The sequence below is a fragment of the Blochmannia endosymbiont of Camponotus nipponensis genome (genome assembly GCF_009827135.1).
Lineage (GTDB): Bacteria > Pseudomonadota > Gammaproteobacteria > Enterobacterales > Enterobacteriaceae > Blochmanniella.
This window is the reverse complement of record NZ_CP046534.1, coordinates 190,328-217,307: the sequence shown is the minus strand read 5'-3', so window position 1 is coordinate 217,307 and position 26,980 is coordinate 190,328. Positions and strand designations below refer to the sequence as shown.

The 26,980-nt window shown below is 29.6% G+C and carries 17 protein-coding genes; 14 read left to right on the top strand and 3 right to left on the bottom strand.

Features of this window, described 5'->3' with window-relative positions; all coding sequences use genetic code 11:
* Nucleotides 1-1,349: 1,349 nt before the first annotated feature.
* The 3 genes from lpdA to aceE all read right to left on the bottom strand — a co-directional run bounded on the left by lpdA (nt 1,350) and on the right by aceE (nt 6,903).
* Nucleotides 1,350-2,771: a dihydrolipoyl dehydrogenase gene (gene lpdA, locus GN161_RS00960; protein WP_236840126.1), complete on the bottom strand. Its 1,422-nt coding sequence runs from the start codon at nt 2,769-2,771 to the stop codon at nt 1,350-1,352.
* Between the two features lie 167 nt (nt 2,772-2,938).
* On the bottom strand, nt 2,939-4,225 hold the full coding sequence (gene aceF, locus GN161_RS00955) for a dihydrolipoyllysine-residue acetyltransferase (protein ID WP_159714704.1): 1,287 nt from the start codon (nt 4,223-4,225) through the stop codon (nt 2,939-2,941).
* A gap of 11 nt (nt 4,226-4,236) precedes the next feature.
* A complete protein-coding gene (gene aceE / locus GN161_RS00950) occupies nt 4,237-6,903 on the bottom strand; it encodes a pyruvate dehydrogenase (acetyl-transferring), homodimeric type (protein ID WP_159714701.1) in 2,667 nt (888 codons plus the stop codon).
* A gap of 2,078 nt (nt 6,904-8,981) precedes the next feature.
* Here aceE and mrcB point away from each other — a divergent pair.
* The 14 genes from mrcB to ispF all read left to right on the top strand — a co-directional run bounded on the left by mrcB (nt 8,982) and on the right by ispF (nt 26,856).
* On the top strand, nt 8,982-11,315 hold the full coding sequence (gene mrcB, locus GN161_RS00945; protein WP_159714698.1) for a bifunctional glycosyl transferase/transpeptidase: 2,334 nt from the start codon (nt 8,982-8,984) through the stop codon (nt 11,313-11,315).
* Nucleotides 11,316-11,492: 177 nt separating this feature from the next.
* Nucleotides 11,493-11,843, top strand: a complete 351-nt coding sequence (gene erpA, locus GN161_RS00940; RefSeq protein ID WP_159714696.1) for an iron-sulfur cluster insertion protein ErpA — start codon at nt 11,493-11,495, stop codon at nt 11,841-11,843.
* Between the two features lie 426 nt (nt 11,844-12,269).
* Nucleotides 12,270-13,916 (top strand): CTP synthase, encoded by a 1,647-nt coding sequence (locus tag GN161_RS00935; protein ID WP_159714694.1) that lies wholly within the window; start codon nt 12,270-12,272, stop codon nt 13,914-13,916.
* 79 nt (nt 13,917-13,995) lie between these two features.
* Entirely contained in the window at nt 13,996-15,285 is a 1,290-nt protein-coding gene (eno, locus tag GN161_RS00930) for a phosphopyruvate hydratase (protein WP_159714692.1), read from the top strand.
* A 635-nt stretch (nt 15,286-15,920) separates the two neighbouring features.
* Nucleotides 15,921-17,744, top strand: a complete 1,824-nt coding sequence (gene cysJ, locus GN161_RS00925; RefSeq protein WP_159714690.1) for an NADPH-dependent assimilatory sulfite reductase flavoprotein subunit — start codon at nt 15,921-15,923, stop codon at nt 17,742-17,744.
* A complete protein-coding gene (cysI, locus tag GN161_RS00920; RefSeq protein WP_159714688.1) occupies nt 17,744-19,477 on the top strand; it encodes an assimilatory sulfite reductase (NADPH) hemoprotein subunit in 1,734 nt (577 codons plus the stop codon). The genes cysJ and cysI overlap by 1 nt, the downstream gene beginning before the upstream one ends.
* On the top strand, nt 19,470-20,231 hold the full coding sequence (locus tag GN161_RS00915) for a phosphoadenylyl-sulfate reductase (protein ID WP_159714668.1): 762 nt from the start codon (nt 19,470-19,472) through the stop codon (nt 20,229-20,231). The genes cysI and GN161_RS00915 overlap by 8 nt, the downstream gene beginning before the upstream one ends.
* A 335-nt stretch (nt 20,232-20,566) precedes the next feature.
* Nucleotides 20,567-21,994: a siroheme synthase CysG gene (gene cysG, locus GN161_RS00910; protein ID WP_159714665.1), complete on the top strand. Its 1,428-nt coding sequence runs from the start codon at nt 20,567-20,569 to the stop codon at nt 21,992-21,994.
* 16 nt (nt 21,995-22,010) lie between these two features.
* Nucleotides 22,011-22,925 carry a sulfate adenylyltransferase subunit CysD gene (cysD, locus tag GN161_RS00905; RefSeq protein ID WP_159714662.1) on the top strand — a complete coding sequence of 305 codons (915 nt, stop codon included), beginning with the start codon at nt 22,011-22,013 and terminating at the stop codon, nt 22,923-22,925.
* A 9-nt stretch (nt 22,926-22,934) separates the two neighbouring features.
* A complete protein-coding gene (gene cysN / locus GN161_RS00900) occupies nt 22,935-24,362 on the top strand; it encodes a sulfate adenylyltransferase subunit CysN (protein ID WP_159714659.1) in 1,428 nt (475 codons plus the stop codon).
* Nucleotides 24,363-24,375: 13 nt separating this feature from the next.
* On the top strand, nt 24,376-25,011 hold the full coding sequence (gene cysC, locus GN161_RS00895; protein WP_159714656.1) for an adenylyl-sulfate kinase: 636 nt from the start codon (nt 24,376-24,378) through the stop codon (nt 25,009-25,011).
* 298 nt (nt 25,012-25,309) lie between these two features.
* The gene (locus tag GN161_RS00890; protein ID WP_159714653.1) at nt 25,310-25,585 is read left to right on the top strand and encodes a septum formation initiator family protein; all 276 of its coding nucleotides are present in this window, start codon (nt 25,310-25,312) and stop codon (nt 25,583-25,585) included.
* Between the two features lie 53 nt (nt 25,586-25,638).
* A complete protein-coding gene (gene ispD, locus GN161_RS00885) occupies nt 25,639-26,367 on the top strand; it encodes a 2-C-methyl-D-erythritol 4-phosphate cytidylyltransferase (protein WP_159715520.1) in 729 nt (242 codons plus the stop codon).
* 15 nt (nt 26,368-26,382) lie between these two features.
* On the top strand, nt 26,383-26,856 hold the full coding sequence (ispF, locus tag GN161_RS00880; RefSeq protein WP_159714650.1) for a 2-C-methyl-D-erythritol 2,4-cyclodiphosphate synthase: 474 nt from the start codon (nt 26,383-26,385) through the stop codon (nt 26,854-26,856).
* Nucleotides 26,857-26,980 lie beyond the last annotated feature (124 nt).

The following is a 26,980-nucleotide window of genomic DNA, read 5'->3' as shown; positions in this document are numbered from 1 at the left end:
TTTGATATATATAATTTTATGTTTTGTGTTGAAATCAATTAATATGTATTGTATTCAACATATGCGGTGTTTAAGTTTTGATAATAAATATTAAGTAAATAATTTATTATACTTATTATATAGTTGTATTCTGATATGTTGGTTGTATTTTTAAGTAGAAAAATTTATTATGACAAACTTCATATTATTAATTCCAATTTAACAATTGTTAGATGGTATTTATTAAATAATACTATTATTGAAATTTATAAATTATTGTAATATGTTATTGATAATGTAAAGACTTGTTTTATCATTGAATTTAATAATTTTATATTTTTGATCTCCCGTGAAAACCTTTAAATTTTAGATATTTATAAAGAATTATTATTATTATTTAAAATTTTTATATGGCAATAAAATGGTTTAAATATTGAAACGGTAAATAATTTTTATTGTTTGTTTTATGTGATTTATTAGTAGGGCAGTGTCTTTTGTATGAATTTTTATTATTAATATAGATTATGATCAGCATAAGAATGCAGACTAGAATAGTCATATAAATATCAAGAGTTACAAGTATTTACGGAAACTATAGAGGAATTGTTTATTTAGAGCCTAAAATAAGTGATATTAAACATTCAAGTGCAGTGATGTATTTTTTATATTTAATAGATTTTATAAGCATAGTTAATGTTTATTTTTTGATGCACAATATAAGTTTATTCGGCATGGTTTATATAATAATTATTTCGATTGATTTTAGTATTACTATAATAAATCTTTATTTTTATACATTTCATAAATTATCAAAATAATAAAAATTTTTAAATTTTTTCTAATATATTAGGATGATATGAAATTAATTATTTTTAAATAATACTCCTTAAGAGTGTAGACCAAATATATTCTAATTGTAGTGACTTATATTATTATAAATAGTTCATAGTATTACTAATGATAACGTGTTTTATTACTGTTAATAACAGGATAATTTATTGTTAAATTATTCAATTATGTTATTATAATTAGTATTTTATTAGGTTACAAAGATATAATTTCAAGAATATTATCAATATATTGATAATATTCTTGAAATTATGATTTTTATCGTGACTGATTATATTATTAATTAATAACGCAGATTCATTTATATAATGTGTACATAGTAATTTACTAGGTTTGGACGGTATAAACACATAAAATATGATTGTATATTTATTTTAAAAATAAAAATTAATCTAAAACGGCACATATTCTGTATGAATTATGATGGATAGTAACGATTACATAATAATGTATACAAAAATATCATTTTTGATATATCGATGTATTGTAAATTTTAAAAAATTATATGAAATTTATTATGTTTATTTTTTCGTATTAGGTAAATCAGTAATCGATCCGTCATAAATAGATGCTGCTAATGCTATTGATTCGTATAAAGTTGGATGAGCATGAATAGTTAAGGTAATATCTTCTACATCACACCCCATTTCAATGGCTAATGCAACTTCTCCTAATATTTCACTAGCATGTGTACCTAAAATTGTTCCTCCAATAATTTTGTTTGTTTTTTTATTAAAAATTAATTTAGTTATACCTTCTTTACAATCTTCAGTAATTGCTCTACCTGAAGCTGTCCAAGGAAAAATTATAGCCTCATAATCTATATTTTTTTCTTGAGCATCTTTTTCAGTATATCCAACCCATGCTATTTCTGGGTCAGAATATATAATAGATGGGATTATTATTGGATCAAAGTAGCGTTTTTTACCAGAAATAACTTCTGCTGCTACATGTCCTTCATGAATGCTTTTATGAGCTAACATTGGATGTCCAACGATATCTCCTATTGCGAACATGTGGTGTATGTTAGTACGCATTTGTTGATCTACAGGAATAAAACCATATTTATCTACATTTACTCCTGTATGTTCAATATTCAATGCATTACCGTTTGGAGCGCGTCCAATTGCTACTAATAATGCATCATAACGTTGAGTGTTTTTTAGTAAAGTTTGTTTATTTTCCATAGTTACATAAATACCATCTTTCTTAGAATCTACTACATTAATTTTAGTATTCAAAATTAAATTAATATTTTTACTAATTATTTTAGTAAAAATATTAATAATATCTTTATCTAAAATTGGCACAATTTGATTACACATTTCGATTATATCGATGTTTGAACCAAAAGCATGATATATTGTTGCCATTTCTAACCCTATAGCTCCAGAACCTACAATCAATAAACGCTTAGGTATTGATTGTAAAGACAGCGCATCGGTTGAATTCCAAATACGTTGATCGTCATTGGGAATAGATGATAGAGATACGGAATGTGATCCTGCAGCTATAATGGCATAATCAAATGCTATTTCCCAGATCATTTGGTGATTTGTCACTTGAATAGTATGACTATCAATAAATTTTCCAATTCCATTAATTACTTGAACATTTCGTGTTTTTGCCATTGTCTTTAAATTATTTGATAGTTGAGCTATAATGTTATCTTTCCAGGATCGTGTTTTATTAATATCAATATGTGTTTCTCCTGATAAAATACCGTATTTATTTAATTTTTTTTTTGTTTCAATTAATTTAGCGACATATAATAGTGTTTTAGAGGGAATACAACCAACATTAAGACATACTCCACCTAAATTAGGATAACGTTCTATTATTGTAGTATTCATTCTTAAATCGGCGCATCGAAAAGCTGCGGAATATCCTCCTGGTCCTGCTCCTAAAACAAGAACATGAGTTTTTATTTGCATATGCATAATATATGATGCCTCTCATATTTTGATTGAAATCATTCATTATTATATACAAACTTGATAGGATATGTATTGTTTTATTATATATAATTTGCTCTAAAAAGCATATACCTGTATGGTTCGGGCTATATTGCCTGTTTAGTTTATAGTATGAGGAGAAATAATTGATTAATCTACATAAATAATAGTCGCGTGTCGGAAATTATTTTATTAATGAGAGTCATAAATCGAGCGCCATCAGCTCCATCGATAACACGATGGTCGTATGATAATGATAAAGGTAACATTAAGCGTGGAATAAATTTTTTTCCGGTCCAGATTGGCTTTATGAAGGATTTAGATATACCTAAAATAGCTACTTCTGGAACATTAATAATAGGAGTGAAAGCTGTACCTCCTATGCCTCCTAAATTAGATATAGTAAAACTGCCTCCTTGCATATTATAAGGAGTCAATTGATTCCCAGAACGAGCTTTTTTCGAAAGTTCTGCTAGTTCTTGTGATAACAAAATAACACCTTTTGTATTTACATTGCGTAACACGGGTACTAATAAACCTTTAGGGGTATCTATTGCTATTCCGATGTTAATATATTTTTTTAAAATCAATGTTTGACCGTCTTGAGATAAAGAACTATTGAATCGTGGTAATTCTTCTAATGCTTTTGCAACGGCTTTCATGACAAAAACTAGAATTGTAATTCTACAATTTATTTTTTTCTCTTCAATATAAATATTTTGTTGTTTTCTAAAATTCTCTAGATCGGTAATATCAGCTTCGTCAAATTGTGTGACATGGGGTAGCATTATCCAATTTCTTTGTAAATTTGTACCAGAAATTTTTTGTATTTTGCTGAGCATCATAGTTTCAGTATCACCAAATTTACTGAAATCTATGTTAGGCCAAGATAGAATAGGAATCAGTTGATTAGGTTGAATGGATGACATATTATTTGTGTGATCTATGGAAATATCGTTTATATAATTTTGAATATCTTCTTTTAAAATACGTCCTTTACGGCCACTACCTTTTATCTTTGACAAATCTATTCCAGATGTGCGAGCCATATGACGCACTAATGGTGTAGCATGTGCGATTTCAAGTGTGGAACGTGTACTATGATTGATATTGTTATGTGTCATTCCTTCTTGTGTATCATTTTTTATTACAACATGAGAAGAAGGAGTAATATATTTTTGATCGTTAAGAGGAGGAATTTTGGTATAATTTTGTGTATCCAGCAATAAAATTAGAGATCCTGTGTGTACTTTATCTCCAATATGGATATTCATTTGAGTAACAATGCCAGAACAGGGAGCTGGTATTTCCATGGATGATTTATCCCCTTCAATGATAATAAGTGATTGATTGATATTAATGTTGTCTCCAATTTTTACCATTATTTCTGTAACTTCTAGTTCATCCTCACCAATATTTGGAACATTAATTTCGATTGTCATGATGTTATCTCTTAGATTAGGCGTGGATTAATTTTGTTAGGATCGATATCAAATGTTTTGATGGCATTTATAACAACATCTGCATGGATATGGCCTTTTTTTAGTAATTGAGCTAATGCTGCAGTGACTACATAACCTGTATCTATTTCAAAATGATGTCTCAAATTTTCTCGGCTGTCAGAACGACCAAATCCATCTGTACCTAAAACAAAAAAATGATTACTTGGTACAAAACACCGAATTTGTTCTGCAAATAATTTCATGTAATCAGTAGCAGCTATAGTGGGAAAATCATTTAATACAGTAGTAATATATGGTATTTTAGGTATATCCATAGGATGTAACATATTCCAACGTTCGCAGTCTTGTCCATTGCGTGCTAATTCAGTAAAAGAAGTAACACTGTATACATCAGAGCTGACATTATATTCTTGAGATAATATTTGAGCTGCTTCACGAACAAGGCGCAAAATAGCACCAGATCCCATTAATTGAATTTTTCCATTTTTTCCAGATAAAGATTCTAACTTATAAATTCCTTTTCGGATGCCTTCTTCAACTCCTATTGGCATGGCTGGCATGTGATATTTTTCATTTAATGTAGTGATATAATAATATATATTTTCTGGATTGTTTCCATACATACGCATTAGACCATCTTGTATGATAACAGCGATTTCATATGCATATGCTGGATCATAAGAAATACAATTAGGAATTGTTAGTGATTGGATGTGACTATGGCCATCAGCATGTTGCAATCCTTCACCGTTTAAAGTAGTGCGACCAGATGTTCCTCCAATTAAAAATCCTCGGGCTTGTTGATCAGCGGCAGCCCAAAAAAAATCTCCGATTCTTTGAAATCCAAACATTGAGTAATATACGTAAAACGGTATCATAATGAAGTTATTAGTGCTATATGAAGTGGCAGCCGCTAACCATGATGCGGCCGCACCTAATTCGTTAATACCTTCTTGTAAAATTTGTCCTTGTTTATTTTCACGATAGTATGCAAGTAAATCATGATCTTGAGGAGTGTATTGTTGTCCCATGGAGCTATAAATACCGATTTGACGGAACATTCCTTCCATCCCAAAGGTTCTGGCTTCATCAGCAATTATGGGTACTAATCTGTTTTTAATTGGTGTACATTTCAATAGTATATTCAATACTCGTATAAATGCAAGAGTAGTAGAGATATCTTTATTTTGTTGTATTAGTAAGGGATGGAAATGTTCTAATGTTGGTAGTTCTAGTGAATCGGTGGAATGTTGTAATCTGCTTGGGATATATCCAAATAATGTTTTGCGTCGTTCATGTAGATATGTATATTCTTTAGAATCTTCTGCAAATGTCAAATAAGGTAAAGATTCAATTTGATCGTCTTTAACGAGATTTAGGTTAAATCTATCCCTAAAATAACGTATACCTTGTATATTAATTTTTTTTATCTGGTGTGCAATATTCATTCCTTCTGCACTAGAGCCCATTCCATAACCTTTAACAGTATGTGCTAATATTACAACAGGTTTCTCGGAATTGTTTTTAGCTTTTTTTAAAGCAGCAAATATTTTTTTTGGATCATGTCCCCCGCGATCTAACGCCCAAATTTCGGAATCGCTCATATCATCTACTAGTGTGCTAGTTTCTGGATATTTGTTAAAAAAGTGTTTACGTATATAAGCTCCATCTTTAGATTTAAATGTTTGATAGTCTCCATCAACAGTTTCGTTCATAAGTTGAATTAATTTTCCGCTAGTATCTTTATGTAGCAAGGAATCCCATTTACTACCCCAAATAACTTTAATCACTTCCCATCCTGATCCTTTAAATATATTTTCTAAGTCATTAATAATTTTGCCATTTCCTACTACTGGTCCATCTAATCGTTGTAAATTGCAATTAATAATAAAAATTAAATTATTTAATTTTTCTCTGGAAGCAATATTAAGTGCTCCTTTAGATTCGGGCTCATCCATTTCACCATCTCCCAAAAAAGCATATACTGTTTGTAAAGTAGTATCTTTTAAATTTCTGTTGTTTAGGTATTTTAGAAATTTTGCTTGATAAATTGCGCTGATTGAAGCAAGGCCCATAGAAACTGTAGGAAATTGCCAAAATTCTGGCATTAATTTTGGATGAGGATATGAAGATAGTCCTAGATTTTTTACTTCTTGACGAAAATTATTTATTTGTTTTTCATTTAATCGTCCTTCTAGAAAAGCGCGAGAATATATGCCAGGTGCAATATGACCCTGAAAATATACTAAATCACCTCCATCATGTTGATTGCGGCCGCGAAAGAAATGATTAAAACACACTTCATATAATGTAGCTGAAGATTGGAAGGAAGCGATATGCCCCCCTAGGTCTAAGTTTTTCTTTGATGCATGCAATACCATCATAATGGCATTCCAACGTACAACAGAGCATATGCGTTGTTCTATTTCTAAATCTCCGGGATATTCTGGTTCGTCTTTCACTGGAATTGTGTTGATATAATCATGTATTGTTTCGTCGTTAACAATCCTAACACCATTATTGCGAGCTTCATGTATGATTTGATTGATTAAAAATTGAGCGCGTGCGATACCTTCTCTTTGAATAACTGAAGAAATAGACTGTATCCAATCTTGTGTTTCTATTGGATCTACATCATTAGATGTACGTTCTAACATTGTAGTGTTTCCTTAATTTATTTGAGTATGTACTGATGTATGTTAATTTTTGTAAGTGTTTATTCTTCTTTATCGTATAAAATGTTTATGTGAGTTTGTATTTGTAAGGAATAAAATGTTTGTATAAATATATTGGTTTTACTGTTTTAGAAATTAAACAAAATTTTGCTACAAAGAAATGCAATAATTTAATAAATATATAACGTTGTTATGATGATCCTGTGATCTTCTCTTTAAGAGAGATTAATAACGAAAGTGAATATGTAAAATACAATGTTTAAAAATATTATTTATTAATTTTTTGTGTATTCTTTTCATAAGATATCATGTATTTAAATAGTTATAGTCAAACATGCAAAAGATTAATGGTCTATATTTAATACTTTATTTTTGATGTGTACTTACATACAACATTAATAATTCTGTTTTTATCAGACAGTCTTATAACATAATATCATTATAAAATTTTAATTATATTTTATATTTTTTAATCATGATATATAAAAGTATATGTTAGTTTTTATCTTATTAATTTTTTAATAGTAATATTATTGATATATGGAATTGATTTTTTATTATATATATAAAGATGACAAATAAAACTGATGTAATATTTAAAGCTTCAATAACCGATAATATTAAGTGATGCTGTAGATTTATTATATGCATTTTATTGTACAAAATGTTCGTAGTATCTCGGTAGCAACAATAAAGATACTATGATAATATAATGTTATTTATCTTATATTTATGAATGTGTGATAAATCGCGATATTATACTATATAAACATTAAGTATTGTATATATATATATATAATTTTTATTTAATGTTAGATTAGTTATAATTTCAGCGTCAGTATAGACGTAAACTACATTCATGCATTCAGATATATTAAAAAATGATTATGAATGTTTTGGTCTACCTTGTAATATTGAAAATATTATATGCATATAAATTTTATAGACTAAAATCATTTTTAGTTTTTATGGAAATATGTAATTGTGGTATCACGGATTTATTATATTTATAACAAATTAATCTGATAAGATTGTTTATGTTATAGTATGAGGCAGAATGAAAAATAATATATAATATGTTTATTAAGTTATAATTATAAGAATTGATAATTTCAGATATTATAATTATTTGATTATTAATATTGATATATCATATATTCTGTGTGTGATGTAATATTTTAATTATTTTCATAAATTAATATCATTATAATACAAAAAAATTAAATTTTTTCGAAGGAGACATGTTATATATATACGCATAAATTATTACTGGCTATTAATGATGTTTTGTAGACTTTAAAAAATATTATTTAAGTAAATCAAGCATAAAAACATTATATTCTATATTTTAATAGTTCAAAGAACATATAACTATGTTCTTAACATGTATATTATAGCTATTTTGATGTGTTTGTGTATGTGTCATGCAGTTTTCTTCATAAAAACATCATAAATATTATGAAAAGATTGTATGATTTGTTAATAAAATGTTGTTAAAGATACGTAATATTCTTAGATCATATTTATGTTTAAAAAATTATAAAATTGTAATTGATAATTATATTAAAATATAGAAATAATTTGAAATTATATTTTGAATGATTGAATAAAAATAATTTATATTTTACAAGGATGTATGCTATTTATAGTAATTTAAATATAAAACATTGTTATTTCTTAGTAGATTGTAATTGTGTGTGAACAATACTTATCTTGATTAAGACATGAAATATATATATAAAAATTTTTATGTGTTTAATAATGTTATTTCACTTAATTTATTAGAGTATGAGTTATTATAAAATGTGATTTGATCTTCATGCGCAAATCAAATTTTACATACTTATTTATGTTGATTAATTAGAAAAACAAAGCATGATACTTCATGTATTTGAAATAAAAAATATAATTCCTATTATTTAATAGTAGGTGTAGATTGTTGTAAATTGATATGAGTATCACATAACATATTATTATATGTAGCGAAAAAGATCATTAAAATTGATACATAGGTGTAATAACCTATCTGAAAATAGTATTATATATATAAGCATAATTTTATGAGTCAATTACCATATAATTATCGTTCTGTTATTGTGTGGCACACTCTACATTTTTTGTGTATCGCAATATGTGTGTTTTCGTTTATTATAATTTTAATGGCAGCATATGGAGTGTTTTTAGATAAGAAGATTCAAAACCGTATTAATGGAAAAGTTTGGAAATTACCGACTATTATTTATAGTCGTATGATTGATGTAGAACCTAATATATTGTATAATAAGAACGACATGATTCATTTATTAGAAGTGCTACGGTATCGTCAAGTAGACAAAATTACTCATTCAGGAGAATTTGTTGTGCATGATAATAATATTGAGTTATTGCGTAGGGCTTTTAATTTTCCAAGCGGAGAAGAAGGAGAAATGCATGTAACCTTTTTTTTTAATCAAGAAAAATTACTCCGCATTTATAACCAAGATACAAAGAATGATTTTGGATTATTTCGTTTGGACCCCAAGATTATATCTATTCTGTGTGCTCCTAATGGACAACAAAGGTTATTTATACCAAGATCTGGTTTTCCAGATATACTGATAGATATGTTATTAGCTGTTGAAGATCGTCATTTTTATCGGCATGATGGAATTAAGATATCTTCTATCGGTCGTGCTTTTTTAGCTAATATTGTTTCTGGTCGCACTGTACAAGGTGGAAGCACTTTAACACAACAATTAGTAAAAAATTTATTTTTGAACAATAAGCAATCTTTTTGGCGTAAATTTAATGAAGCCTACATGGCTTTAATTTTTGATCATCGATGTAGTAAAGATCGTATTCTTGAGTTATATTTAAATGAGATATATTTTGGTCAAAATGGAAATGATCAGATTCGTGGATTTCCTTTAGCTAGTTTTTATTATTTTGGGCGACCAGTAAATGAATTAAGCATAGATCAACAAGCAATGTTAGTGGGGATGATAAAAGGCGCGTCTTTATATAATCCTTGGAAAAATCCACAAATAACTTTGGAGCGCCGAAATCTAATACTTAAATTATTGGAACATAGAAATATTATTAAAAAAAAAATATGTGTTATTCTTAGTGCGCGTCCTTTAGGAACTCAGTTAAAAGATAAGGTATTGATTTTACAGCCCTCTTTCATACAAATGGTCAATGAAGAAATACAAAATGTTAATCAAATTCATGATTTTTCTGGAATAAAAATATTTACTACGTTAGATCCCATTTCTCAAAAGGCAGCAGAAAAAGCAATGGTAGTAGGTATCCATAAACTAAGGCATTATTATAATTTAAAAGATTTGGAAGGAGCTATAGTTGTAGTAGATCGATTTAGCGGAAAAGTACGGGCTATGGTAGGTGGATCTGATCCTCATTTTTATGGATTTAATCGTGCCATGTATGCGCGTCGTGCTATTGGTTCATTAGCAAAACTAGCAACTTATTTAGCAGCTTTAAGTGATCCTAATAAGTATCACTTGAATACATGGATCGCTGATGAACCGATTGATTTGAGACAGCCTAATGGAGTGATTTGGTCTCCTAAAAATTATGATCGAAAGTTTAGAGGAAAAGTTACATTGGTTGATGCGTTTATTAAATCTCTCAATGTACCTACTATTCACTTGGGAATGACAATAGGGTTAGAAATTGTTTCTGATATTTTAGTAAAATTGGGTATTTCGCCTAATTGTATTTCTTTATTTCCATCGATCCTTTTAGGATCTATTAGTTTAACCCCTATAGAAGTGGCTCAAGAATTTCAAACTATTGCTAGTGGCGGCCAATATTCTGCTTTATCATCTGTTGACTATGTTATGAACGAAGAAGATGTAGTGTTATATCAACATTTTTCTAAGATAGAGCGTGTTATTGTTCCTCAAGCAGCTTATTTAATGTTATATGCGATGCAACAAGTAGTAGTACGAGGAACTTCTTATATTTTATCTGTAAAATTTCCTTATTCTCAGTTGGCCGCTAAAACTGGCACTACTAATGATCTTCGTGATAGCTGGTTTGTTGGCATTGATGGTACAGAGGTAACTGTAATTTGGTTGGGACGTGACAATAATGGAAGAACTCAATTAACAGGCACTAGTGGCGCATTAACTCTGTATAATCTTTATTTGGATCATAAAAAACCTACTCCTTTGCGCTTAACACCACCTGCTGATATTCAGTGTATTCCTTTAGATAATTATGGTAATTTTACATTATATGATAATAAAAATATTTGTTGTCAGGTATTGCCGGTATGGGTAAATGACTGGCAATTATTATTACAGTCATTTAAACAATCAAAGATAATTTCGTACAATCAGCAATTGGTCAATACTATAAAGTTACAAGATATTTATAATATAAAGGAATAAATAAATATATATTTGCAATATATAAATAATATTATTTGCAAGTATATATTTTGTTTGTGAAAATTTTAATAGTTAATCAATTTTTTAATAAATTAAACGTGTAAAATTATCAATTGATTGTTTAATTACTGGAAGATTGATTATTGGATTTTTTTGCAATGTAAAAGGTTGGTGATTATGAATAATGATGTAAAATTCCCTATCCAATTGACTGATTTTGCAGCTAGTAAAGTAAGGTTTTTCATTAAAAATAAAACAATAAAGAATTCAAATTTAAAACTGCGTATTTACATTATAGGGGGGGGTTGTGGTGGCTTTCAATACGGATTTGCCTTGGATGATAAAATTTCTGATGATGATTCTATTATAGAAAATAATGGTGCTATTTTAGTGATAGATCCTATGAGTTTACAATATTTATTTGGAGGTATTGTAGATTATTATGAAGGATTAGAAGGGTCTCGATTTATAGTCATTAATCCGAATGCTAAGAATACTTGCAGTTGCGGTTCGTCTTTTAGTATATAAAAAGTGAACATGTTATGTTTGTTTATAATTAGGGTGATTAAATATTATTTGAATGATTTTATCGGTATACATTGTGTTTTTTATAGTTATATGTTTTTCAGGATCAAAAGTTATGGGTATGATTACTGTATATAGTAATGATTCTGAGTGTTATAGATAGAACGCATTGCAATTGTATTTAATAGAAATGTTATTATTTATTTTTAAAATAACTTAACATGTAATAGCACATATATACTTTGTATTAAATTATTTGTCGTTAATTATTATGGGATGGTGAATAATGTTCCGGAGTAATTAGAAAATTTATTTTGAGCACAAAGGTAACATGTAAAAATTAATATTTAAACTAAAATCATCCGACATGGTTAATAGCGATTTTTAAGTCATGAAAATTAAATATATATATATAGTTTGGGTTGATATGTGAGAATTAATTATATTTTTGTAACTGGTGGAGTAGTATCATCTTTAGGTAAAGGTATTACTACAGCGTCTTTAGCTGCAGTTTTAGAGGCCCGCGGTCTTAGTGTAACTATAATCAAATTAGATCCTTATATTAATGTTGATCCTGGTACAATAAGCCCTGTGCAACATGGAGAGGTATTTATTACTGAAGATGGAGCAGAAACTGATTTAGACTTAGGACATTATGAGCGTTTTATTCGTACTAAAATGAGGCATTATAATAATTTTACTGCTGGTAGAATTTATGCAGATGTTTTAAGGAAAGAACGTCGTGGTGACTTTTTAGGAGCTACGATACAGATTATTCCCCATGTTACTGATACCATAAAAAAATCGCTTATAGCAGGTGCTTCTAATTATGATATTTTACTTGTGGAGGTAGGTGGAACAGTAGGTGATATTGAATCATTGCCTTTTTTAGAAGCTATTAGACAAATGGTAATAGAGATACATAGAGAACAAATTTTATATATACATCTAACATTGGTACCGTTTATTGCGGTATCTGGAGAACTAAAAACAAAACCAACACAACATTCAGTAAAAGAATTGTTGTCTATTGGTATTCAACCTGATATTTTAATTTGTAGATCTGATCGTGTAATAAGTAATAGTGAAAGAAAAAAAATTTCTTTATTTTGTAATGTACCTAAACAAGCGATAATTTCTCTTCAAGATGTGGATTCAATTTATAAAATACCTGCCTTACTTAAGTCTCAAGGATTAGATGATTATATTTGTAAGCGTTTTAATTTGAATTGTCCTGAGGCAAATTTATCAGATTGGGAGAAAGTAATTTATTATCAAGAACATCCTATAGAAGCAGTTACTGTAGGTATGGTTGGCAAATATATCGAATTGGTAGATGCTTATAAATCAGTGACAGAAGCATTGAAGCATGCCGGCATAAAAAATCGGTGTGTCGTAAATATTCGTCTTATTAATTCTCAGGATGTGGAAAAATTAGGTATAGAGAGAACATTGAAGGGTTTGGATGCTATTTTAGTGCCTGGAGGATTTGGTTATCGCGGAGTGGAAGGAAAAATTTTATCTGCTCAATATGCTAGAGAAAATAATATACCGTATTTTGGGATTTGTTTAGGCATGCAAGTAGCGTTGATCGAGTTTGCTCGTAATGTCGCTGGAATATCAGATGCCAATTCTACAGAATTTGTAACTAACTGTAAATTCCCAATCATCGCTTTAATAACTGAGTGTAGAGATGAAAATGGTGTTATGATGATGCATGGTAGTAATGTTAATTTGGGCGGTACAATGCGTTTAGGAAATCAAGTATGTTGTTTAATTAAGGGTAGTTTGACGCATAAAATATATGGTAAAAGTACTATATTAGAACGTCATCGACATCGTTATGAAGTGAACAACATGTTGTTGAAGAACATAAAATATGCTGGGTTGAGTTGTGTTGGTTTTTCCGAAAAGAATAATTTAGTGGAAGTAATTGAGTATTCGAATCATCCATGGTTTATAGGTAGTCAATTTCATCCCGAGTTCAATTCTACACCCCGAGAGGGTCATCCTTTGTTCATAGGTTTTATAAAAGCTGCAATAGAATATCAATATCGTCATAATAAATGTATTTAGCGTTTATGATTCGATTTTTATGATACTATTTTGTTTAGTTTATAATTAAAGATATAAATTAGTTAGAAAGGATATATATATGCCTAAGATTTTAAATATTATTGGACGTGAGGTGATTGATTCTCGTGGTAATCCAACAGTGGAAGCTGAAGTATATGTTAAAGGTGGTGCTAGATTAGCATCCGTACCATCTGGAGCATCTGTTGGTTCTCAAGAAGCTTTAGAGCTACGGGATGGTGATAAGAATCGTTTTTTTGGAAAAGGTGTAGAAAAAGCGGTAAATTCTGTGAATGGACCTATTCGTAACGCATTAATAGGCATAGATGTGACACAGCAACGTATCATTGATACTATAATGATAGATTTAGATGGAACCAATAATAAATCAAAATTTGGTGCTAATGCCATTTTGAGTGTTTCTTTAGCAGTTGCAAAAGTAGCTGCAGCATTTAAAAATATTCCACTATATCAGCATATTGCTGATTTATATGATACATCAATGAATAATACATTTGTTATACCACTGCCTATGATGAATATTGTTAATGGTGGTAAGCACGCTGATAATAATTTAGATATTCAAGAGTTTATGATTATACCGATTGGGGCGAAAACAATAAAGGAATCTATTCGGATGGGATCTGAAATATCATATACTTTAGGGTCAATATTAAAGAGTAAAGGAATGTCTACACAATTGGGCGATGAAGGTGGATATGCTCCTAATGTTCATTCCCATGTTACTGCGTTAGAATTAATAAAAGAGTCTATAGAACAATCTAATTATATCTTAGGGGAGAATGTTGTATTAGCAATAGATTGTGCTGCATCTGAATTATTTGATATATCTACTATTAAATATAATATTAAAAGTGAAAAAAAATTTTTTACTTCTAAAGAATTTACTCATTATTTGTCATCTTTAGCGCAAAAATATTCAATAGTTTCTATTGAAGATGGACAGAGTGAATACGATTGGGATGGTTTTGCTTATCAAACTAAAGTTCTTGGTAATAAAATTCAATTAGTAGGAGATGATTTATTTGTGACGAATTCAAGTTTGTTACAAACGGGTATTAACAGAAATATTGCAAATTCTATTTTAATTAAATGTAATCAAATAGGATCATTAACTGAAACATTAGAAACGATTAAGGTAGCTAAAAATGCAGGATATGCTACAATTATTTCACATCGTTCTGGAGAAACTGAAGATACAAGTATTGCTGATATAGCAGTGGGTACTTCTGCCGGTCAGATAAAAGCTGGACCTGTTCGTTGTTCTGAACGTGTAGCTAAATATAATCAATTGATTCGTATAGAAGAAATTTTAGGGGAGAAAGGTGTATTTCATAGATTCAAAAAATAAAATTTATGTCTACAGCTAGTATATAATGAAGTACATTTATAAATGTGTGTAAAACCATGTAAATGCATCTTTCTTTTATGAAGAAAAGAAATGACATGAACTTCTGTATTGTAATGGAATAATAATGGTGTGCTAATTCAAAACTGCTCTTGAATTCAAGTAATATTTGATTTATATAAACATATATAATTATCATTATCAGTTAGGTTTTATTATCTACAGTATTTGAAATATATACATGGTAATGTGGTTTATGTTTAATATGTACTGACTATATTATGTAATAAATTATTTCCTTCTGGTTTAAAAAGAATTCGATAATTGATTATATAAATCAATTTGTAATAGTATTATACTGCAATAGTAAGTATTACTAATATAGTATGATTGTTATATTTTATTTGGGTTTATATTATTTTAAACAGTGACAATAAATAATTCTGAAACAATATTTATCGATTAGATCTAAAAATTAATCAAAAATAAATGTATTTATATGTGTTAGTGATTTGTGTTATTTAATTTTCAAGGAAAATGAGTGATATGGATATATAAATATTTTATGCAATGTATATAATGTATGATTATGTTTTTTGCTTTATTCGATATAAGAGAATATTAAGTAGTTTAATTTAATGATGAAAAAAATTACACGTAATGAAGTCATGCCATTAACCGCAGAACAATTAGATTATATTCAATCGTTTTTTATTACTTTGTCTAGTGCTCAATTGATTTGGATATCAGGATACTTATGGGGATTAACTAATGTCGTAGTATCTGATAAAATAACTGATATTTCTAAAAATGCTAAAACTGCAGATGTTTGTTTTAATAAAAAAATTACTTTGATATCTGCTTCTCAAACTGGTAATGCACGTCAATTAGCTGAACAATTACGTGATGATATTAATTTAGTGAATTTGGATGTAGTATTATTTAATGCTGGAGATTATAAATTTAAACAAATTTATAAAGAAACATTATTAATTATCATCACTTCTACTTATGGAGAGGGAGAACCTCCAGAAGAAGCAGTTGCGTTATATAAATATTTATTTTCTAATAGAGCAGTTAGAATGGAAAATACACATTTTGCTGTATTCAGTTTTGGTGATCAGTCATATGAATATTTTGCTAAAGCTGGAAAAGATTTTGATTGTAGATTAGAAGAGCTTGGAGCTCATCGGTTATGTGATCGAGTGGACGTCGATGTTGATTTTAAAGAAGCAGCAAATATATGGAGAAAAAAAATAGTTCTTTTATTGAAAAATAAGATAATGACTGCTACTTCCATATTTAATCAAAGTAATAATATTTGTGGTATTAAACGTGTAAATCACGTTATATATAATAAAGAATGTCCTTTGGTGGCTCATGTGTTAACACGACAAAAAATTACCAGTCGTAATTCGTTAAAAGATGTGCATCATTTAGAAATCGATATTACTGATTCTAACTTACATTATCAACCAGGAGACTCGTTGGGAGTATGGTATGAAAATGATGTAGATCTTATTAATGAATTATTAGAATTGTTAAACTTGAACGGAACTGAACAGGTAAAAATTAAAGAAAAACTAATATCTCTGCGTGAAGCGTTGGTAAAATATTATGAATTAACGCACAATACCCCTGTTTTCGTAAAAAATATAGCTACTATTGCTCAAGATAAAATGTTGATTGATTTATGCAACAATCAAGAAAAATTAAATAAATTTATTTTAAATACGCCCATTATTGATATGATGCATCGTGTATCCATTACGATAACACCTCAGAATTTATTGCAAATATTATGCCCTATGAAACCTCGATTTTATTCTATTTCATCTGCTCAATCAGAAGTAGGAGAGGAAGTACATATTACTGTGAGCGTAGTACGTTATACAACAAATGAACGTTTTAGAACAGGTGGTGCTAGTGGTTATTTAGTGGATCGTATACAAGAGAATGATGAAATACGCATTTTTGTTGAAGCTAATAATAATTTTAGATTACCAAAAAGTCCTAATGTTCCAGTGATTATGATTGGAGCCGGGACAGGTATTGCTCCGTTTCGTGCATTTATGCAACAACGATCTGTAGATGCTGCATCAGGAAAAAATTGGTTGTTTTTTGGGAATTTAAGATTTACAGATGATTTTCTTTATCAGATTGAATGGCAACGTTATTTCAGAGATGGGTTGTTAACCAAAATTGATACAGCTTGGTCTAGAGATCAACATGATAAGATTTATGTACAAAACAAATTGTTAACAAATAGTGTTGCACTTTGGTCATGGATTCAAGAAGGAGCTCATATTTATGTATGTGGAGATGCTAAAAATATGGCTAGAGATGTAGACAAAGCTTTAGTCATATTAACATGTAAGCACGGAGGTATGAATGTAGATAAGGCAAATGAATTTTGGCATGAAATGAGGATGCAACATCGTTATCAGAGAGATATTTACTAATGAGTAAAGAAGAATACAACAATAATCATGATAATACCAATGCAATGTTATTGTCAGATAATGAGCGAATGAAACAAGAAAGTAATTTTTTAAGAGGTACTATTGCTCAAAATTTAGATAATAATTTAACAGGTGGTTTTAATACAAAAGATGCTCAATTAATTAGATTTCATGGCATGTATCAACAAGATGATCGAGATGTACGTGTGGAACGAGCAAATCAAAAATTAGAACCATTAATTAATATGATGTTACGTTGTCGTTTACCGGGTGGCGTAATTATGCCAGAACAATGGTTAGCTATCGATGATTTTTCAGAAAAATATACTTTATACGGAACGATACGTCTTACCACTCGACAAACTTTTCAACTACATGGTCTTTTAAAACCTAAATTAAAAATTATGCACCGTTTATTGAATAAATTAGGTTTGGATTCTATCGCGACTGCTGGAGATGTAAATCGTAATGTGATATGTACAGCTAATCCAATGGAATCAGCATTCCATCATCAGGTGTGGGAATTAGCAAAAAGTATTTCTGCTCATTTATTACCGAAGTCTCGTGCATATGCAGAAATTTGGTTGGATGCAGAAAAAACAGAATCTATAGATTTTGAGCCGATTTTAAGTGCTGCTTATTTACCTCGTAAATTTAAAATAGCAATTGCAATACCACCTGTAAATGATGTGGACATTCATGCTAATGACCTTGGTTTCATTGCTATCAAGGACGATAAAATTAATCGGATAGTTGGTTTTAATGTATTAGTTGGAGGAGGATTAGCAATGACTTACGGTGATGTTACCACATATCCTCTTAAAGCTAGTGAATTTGGATATATTGCTGCACAGGATATCTTAAAGATTACAGAAGCAGTTGTTACAACACAAAGAGATTGGGGGGATAGATCCGATCGTAGACATGCTAAAACGAAGTATACTTTGATTAGAGTTGGGGTAACTACATTTAAAGCAGAGGTTGAACGCCGTTCTGGAGTAAAATTTCATCCGATACATCCTTATATATTTACAGATAGAGGAGATCGATTTGGATGGATCCAAGGTATTGATCATTATTGGCATCTTACTTTGTTTATTGAAAACGGAAGAATATCAAACAATGATCCTCATAAGTTATTAAAACGTGGGATTGCAGAAATTGCACGAATACATTCAGGGTCTTTTAGGTTAACTACAAATCAAAATTTAATTATCTCTGAAGTATCTAAGGACAATAAACGGATGGTTGAGAGTATATTGCAAAAATATGGTATCATGAATGATGATATCACGCCGCAACGAAAAGCATCTATGGCATGTGTAGCGCTTCCTACTTGTCCATTAGCAATGGCAGAAGCAGAACGATTTTTACCGGAATTTATTACTAAGATAGAAAATATCATGTTAAAATACAAATTAGAGAAAGATGCTATTATTTTGCGGGTAACAGGGTGTCCAAATAGTTGTGCTCGTGCGATGTTATCAGAAATTGGATTAACAGGCAGATCTATTGGACGTTATAATCTTTATTTGGGAGGCAATAGTATTGGTACGCGTATTCCTCGATTATATAGAGAAAATATCACAGAAAATGACATTTTAAACATTCTTGATATGACCATTAGTAGTTGGGCACGAGAAAGAACCGATCAAGAATCTTATGGAGATTATGTAGTAAGATCAGGGATAGTTAATGCTGTTACAAATTCTGAAAAAGATTTTTATGAATAAATCATTAAATATCATTAATCATTGTTGGACTTTTGCAGAACTCAATTCGTTAGATATAAATGAACAAGCATTGGTATTAATGAAAATAAATCAATACTTGGAATCTTTAAAAACAGCAGATAGATGTAAATGGGCTGTAGAATATCTACCTAATCAGGCAATATTATCTTCAAGCTTCGGCATTCAGTCATTAGTTAGTTTGCATTTAATTACTTATTATTATCCTAATATCCCAATTATTTTAATTGATACTGGTTATTTATTTCCAGAAACATATCGATTTATTGATCGACTAACAAAAAAAATGCAATTGAATTTACATGTATTTTCTCCCAAGCAATCTGCAGCATGGCAAGAAGCACGATATGGTAAATTATGGGAACAAGGCATAAAAGGCATACAACAATACAATACTATTAATAAAATTGAACCTATGCATCGTGCATTAAAAACGCTTAAGGTGAAAACATGGTTTGCAGGATTAAGGAGAGATCAATCAGATAGTCGTAAAAAATTACCAATAATAACTATTCAGAATGGAATGTTTAAATTTTTACCCATTGTTGATTGGAATACTTCTCAAATTCATAGATATATTAACCAACATTCTTTAGAGTATCATCCATTGCAGAAACAAGGGTACTTATCAATAGGAGATGTACATACTAGCAAAAAATGGGAACCTGGTATGAAGGAAGAGGATACACGGTTTTTTGGGTTACAACGTGAATGTGGTTTACATATTATTGATTGAAATTTAGTATTTGTATATTACTATTATATAATATAATTTTTATATACATTGCTATACAATAAGTACGTTAGAAATAATATACGTTTGTTTGGTAGTAGTATCCATGTTTAAAACATAATCATGTGTATTTTAATAATTATGAAAGTATGTATGGCGAATGGGCATATTATTTGTGAATATAAGATATTAAGTTTTTAAAAATGAAATATCATAGGTATGAAAAAATATATGTATAATTTAATGTCATTGTATTTATATTTTTAGCTTTTATAAATAATATTATATATAAACAGAGTTTGTCAATATTAATTAAATCTGAATATAAACATAATTTTGTGGAATATTTACCATTATTTATTGATCTTAAAAATAGGCCAGTGTTAGTAGTTGGAGGGGGTATAGTTGCTGCACGTAAAATAAAAATATTACAAAGAGTTGGGGCTATGATCACAATAATAGCCCCAACTCTTTGTACAGAATTAAAAAAAGTTTTGTTCAAACAAAATATCAGTTGGATTGAAAAAAAATTTCAACCTATAATGCTAGACAAGGTAATATTAGTAATTGTGACAACCAATAATGCTAAATTAAACGCTTTGATATATCAGAATGCTGAAAAACGTCATATTTTAATAAATACTGTGGATGATAAGAATAAATGTTCATGTATATTTCCTGCCATTATTGATCGTGATCCTATTTTAATAGGAATTTCTTCTTGTGGAACAGCGCCTATATTAGTGCGTATTTTACGTGAAAAATTTGAATCTTTATTGCCAAAATCTCTAGGTTTTTTATCAAAATTAGCTGGAATATGGCGGTCTCGAGTACGACAGCATATCGTAGATGTGGTACTTAGACGTCGGTTTTGGGAGAAAATATTTTATAATGGTCATATTGCTACTTTAATTGAACAAGGTCGACCTGAAGAAGCAAATAAAGTTTTTAAGTACACTCTTAATAATGATGTTGGAAATAATAATAAAAAAGGTAATGTAACATTAGTGGGAGCAGGCCCTGGAGATATAGGATTATTAACTATTAGAGGGTTGCAAGTAATGCAACAAGCGGATGTAATACTATATGATTATTTGGTAAATTCAGAGATTTTAGATTTAGCTCGTAAGGATGCTAATAAAATTTGTGTTGGAAAACGTGTTGGAGATCACTCAATGTCTCAAAAAGAATTGAATCAGTTTATAGTACGATTGGCACAAAAAGGAAATAAAGTTGTCAGGCTTAAAGGAGGAGATTCATTCGTTTTTGGTAGAGGCGGAGAGGAATTAGAAATAATATCAAAGGCAGGTATTTCTTTTCAAGTAGTTCCCGGTATTACGGCAGGTATTGGTGTTACAGCTTATGCTGGTATTCCGTTAACTCACAGAAAGTATGCTCATAGTGTTGTTTTTATGACAGGTCATAATGCAAATGGTGATAATCAGGTTAACTGGGCCGCTTTGTCAGATTATCAACGAACATTGATAATTTATATGGGTAAGATTAATGCTTTAAATATTAGGAATAATTTAATTATTCATGGACGCAGTATAAATACTCCGGTAGCTGTAATCAGTCGGGGGACATATCAAAATCAAAAGATTTTAATTGGCACCTTAATTGATTTGGAAAAATTAACACGAATAGCTGATTATCCTTCCTTGTTAGTGATCGGAGATGTTGTATCATTGCATAGTCAAATGCATTGGTTTGGTCAGAAAGCACTGAATTACTGTCCAACTTATTTGATTGCTCATTCAATGTAAATTAAAAGGATAATATATGGTACAAAATAAAAAGTATATTACGTATTTGAATAAATTAGAGTCAGAAAGTATCTATATTATTCGTGAAGTGGTCGCTGAGTTTTGTAAACCAGTTATGCTGTATTCTATAGGTAAGGATTCTTCGGTTATGTTACATTTAGCACGAAAAGCGTTTTATCCTAGCACATTGCCTTTTCCTTTATTGCATATAGATACTGGTTGGAAATTTCATGAGATGTATGTATTTCGTGATAATACTGCTCAATCTCATGGGTTTGAACTTTTAGTGCATAAAAATTTAGATGGCGTATCTATGGGGATTAATCCATTTATTCATGGAAGCGCTAAACATACAGACATTATGAAAACCGAGGGGCTGAAACAAGCATTACATCAGTATGGATTTGATGCAGCTTTTGGAGGCGCCCGTCGTGATGAGGAAAAAGTTAGATCTAAGGAGAGAATTTATTCGTTTAGAGATATGTTTCATCGCTGGGATCCTAGAAAGCAACGCCCAGAGTTATGGTATAATTATAATGGGATAATTAATAAAGGAGAAAGTATTCGTGCATTTCCGTTATCTAATTGGACGGAATTAGATATTTGGCAATATATTTTCTTTGAAAAAATTGATATAGTACCTCTATATTTAGCCAAAAATAGGCCTGTGATATGTAGAGATGGTAATTTAATTATGGTAGATGATAATCGTATTGATCTTCAGCCTGGGGAAATTATAGAAAAACGTATGATACGATTTCGTACCTTGGGATGTTGGCCATTAACCGGGGCGATAGAATCTCGCGCAGAAACTTTACCTAAGATAATTGAAGAAATGTTAATTTCTAATAAAAGTGAACGTCAAGGGAGAATCATTGATTTTGATCAATCTGGATCTATGGAAATTAAGAAACGTCGAGGTTATTTTTAGGAAATAATTATGATTAGTACCGTAGAACAGGAAATTATCAGTCATGGAGGGATTGAAAATTATTTATATGTACAACAACATAAAATATTGTTACGTTTTATTACGTGTGGTAGCGTAGACGATGGGAAAAGTACTTTGATAGGACGTTTATTACATGATTCTTATCAAATTTATGATGATCAATTATCTATTCTTCATTCGGATAGCAAAAAAATTGGTACTCAAAAAGATAAGTTAGATTTAGCATTATTGATCGATGGATTACAATCAGAACGTGAGCAAGGTATTACTATAGATGTTGCATATCGTTATTTTTTTACTAAAAAACGTAAATTTATCATTGCTGATACTCCGGGGCATGTAGAATATACAAAAAATATGGTTACTGGCGCGTCTGCTAGTGAATTGGCTATCTTATTAGTTGATGCTCGTAAAGGGATACAGAGTCAAACTAGAAGACATTGGTTTATAACTATGCTTTTAGGGATTCGCTACATTATAGTAGCGATTAATAAAATGGATTTGATAAATTATAATCAAAAGATATTTCAAAAAATTAATGAAGAATATTTAGAGTTTACAAAGCAATTATCTACTAATATAAATACTAAATTTATTCCAATATCTGCTTTAGACGGAGATAATATTACAACGTTATCAACAAATATGAAGTGGTATGATGGGCCCACTTTGTTGGATATATTAGAAAATATTCACATTAATAGTTTTTCATATTTTGAAAACCAAGAATTACGTTTTCCGGTACAGTATGTGATTCGTCATAATTTAGATTTTAGAGGCTATTCTGGTACGATTGCGTCTGGTTATGTACATGTCGGACAGAGCATTAGTGTTTTTCCGTCAAATACTATTTCTACTATCAAACGTATTATTGTATTTGATAGAGATCAAATGCATGCTGTAGCTGGAGAGGCAATTACTATAACTTTAGAAGATGATCTTGATGTTAGTCGCGGGGATATGATAATTGATGCGCATGCAATTGTTGAGCCTGTTCAGTATGCCTTAGTGGATGTTGTTTGGATGAGAAAAGAAGAATTAAAAAAAAATCAATACTTTAATGTTAAAACTGCTACTAAAACTGTAAGAGCACAAGTAAAAAATATAGAATATCAAATAGATATGCATACCTTACAGCCCCAAGATACAAAGACGATACCCCTTAATGGGGTTGGAGTGATAAAGTTGTTATTTGATGAACCATTGATATTAGATCAGTACTCTCGTTATCCAGTAACTGGTAACATGATATTTATTGATTTGTTGACCAATGACACTGTAGGAGCGGGAATGGTTCGTACTCCTATTGTGCGCGATAAGTTTGAACATAATAAAAATTATAGTGACTTTGAATTAGCATTGCATAAGTTCATTCGTCTTCATTTTCCTCATTGGAAAATCCAAGATTTATCATGATGATTACTATATAATGATAAATAAAAATATTAATTGTATTTCTAACAAAAATGTTTTTTGGTATAATCATTGTATAAAACGGAAGGATCGTGAGCTTTTACATAAACATCGTGCTATATTATTATGGTTTACAGGTTTGTCAGGGTCTGGTAAGTCAATTTTAGCTAGCGTTTTAGAAAAAAAATTATATCATAGAAAAATTAGTACATATATATTGGATGGAGATAATATGCGACATGGATTATGTAGAGATTTAGGATTTAGTAGTTATGATCGGCATGAAAATATACGTCGAGTAGGAGAAATAGCACGCTTGATGGTTGATGCTGGTGTGGTGGTTCTGGCTAGCTTTATTTCTCCTTATCATTCTGAGCGTAAAATGGTACGTAGTATGTTGCCTGGTAATCATTTCATTGAAATTTTTGTTGACACACCCTTACATGTTTGCGAACGACGTGATCCAAAAGGTTTGTATAAAAAAGCTAGATCTGGAGAAATAGAAAATTTTACTGGTATAAGTGCTCCTTACGAAAGACCAAAAAAACCAGATATATATTTGGATGGTAAAAAATCAATAATAGAATTAACTAATCAAGTATTGCGATCATCTTTTCTTGCATCTTTGTTTAAAAAAAAGTTATCACGTTAAATAACATATTCTATAACTTTATGAATTAATAGTTTTACAATAATTTTTTTATTATAATAGGTATTAAAATAATTGTATTTTAAAAGGATTATTTTTTTATAATGAAAGTTATTTTATGTGTTAAATTGAAATAAATTTTTTATAAAAGGGATATTTTTGTAATAATTTATAATAATTTTTTGAATTAATTTATTTTAAAATGTATTATATGCAATGGTAATAATTACGATGATATGTTGAATGTGTGTAGATACATTTGATACTGATATATATAATATAATAAATTGGTGGAGCAAACATGAACAAATTAAGTTGTCTGTTATTAGCTTTGTTTGTTTGGTTACAGTATTCGCTTTGGTTAGGGAAAAATGGTATTTATGATTTAATACATATCCATAATACAATTAAGTTATTTAAGAGCATCAATAACATTGACCAAATGAAGATTCGTAATAATAAATTGTTATATGAAATTCATGAATTGCTTCATGGATATGAAGCAATTGAGGAACGAGCAAGATTTGATCTTGGTATGATTAAGCTCCATGAAACTTTTTATTTAACAAAATTCTGATATTAATGTTAATTAATTAAATATTAATGTTGGCTTCATGTACATTGGTATCTATGGTCGTTTATACTGAATGTGTTGAAAAAAAATTTCCAGATATCACCGCTATTCTTCCAGCAGCAGGCACTGGGAAACGAATGAATAATATATTGCCAAAACAATATTGTACAATAGGTGATAAAACTTTGATAGAGCATTCTATTAGTGTTTTGTTGTATCAGTCGTGTATCCGTCATTGTATAGTAGTAGTAAATGCAAGTGATCGTTGGTTTCGTCAATTATCTATTTCGTATGACCCTAGAGTTAGTGTAGTTATTGGAGGACAAACACGAGCGGATTCAGTGATGGCTGGGTTAGAACATGTGAAAAAATCAGTTTGGGTGATTGTGCATGATGCTGTACGTCCTTGTTTGCGTGATGAAGATTTATTAAGACTCTTCGAAATCACAAAATTTTCTCAAATAGGTGGAATTTTAGCAATACCAATTTCTAATACTATCAAACGAACGTATTATGGGACTAATGTTATAAGATATACTGTAGATCGTGAGAATTTGTGGCATGCTTTAACTCCACAGTTATTTAATTATGATCTCTTAAAATGTTGTCTTAAAAAAGCTTTAAAAAATAAAGTTGTTATTACTGATGAAGCATCGGCGGTAGAATATTGTGGTTACACATCTATTTTGATACAAGGTCGATCAGATAATATAAAAGTTACTTATCAAGATGATTTAAAATTAGCTCGTTTTTATTTATCTAAATTATACAATAAAAAAACTTAATAGGTTTGTGAAAATATGTTGCGTATTGGTTATGGTTGTGATGTGCACCAATTTGGTGGATGTCGTTCGCTTATTATTGGAGGGGTGAATGTTCCTTATGTGACAGGAATAAAAGCGCATTCTGATGGTGATGTGTTGGTGCATGCGCTAATTGATGCTTTATTAGGCGCTGCTTGTTTTGGTGATATTGGAGCAATGTTTCCAGATACTGATGCTAAATATAATAATGTAGATAGTCGAAAATTGTTACGAATTGCTTGGGAAAAAGTTAGTATGCAAGGATACTCATTAGGTAATATAGATATTACTGTAATCTTGCAAATTCCAAGAATAAATACATATATTTATCAGATGCGTCAGCATCTTTCTTCAGACTTAAATTGTTTAATAAATAATATCAACATAAAAGCTACTACTACTGATGCGTTGGGATATATTGGTCGGTCCGAAGGTATCGCATGTATAGCAATAGCGTTATTATCATGTTAATATTTTATAAAACAGTAAAAATTCAATATGTAAGTTATATACATTCAGACATATCTATATCTATAGATTAATATTCTTTATCTTACAGTGTTATTCTTATTACTGTGATTACTATAATATAGTA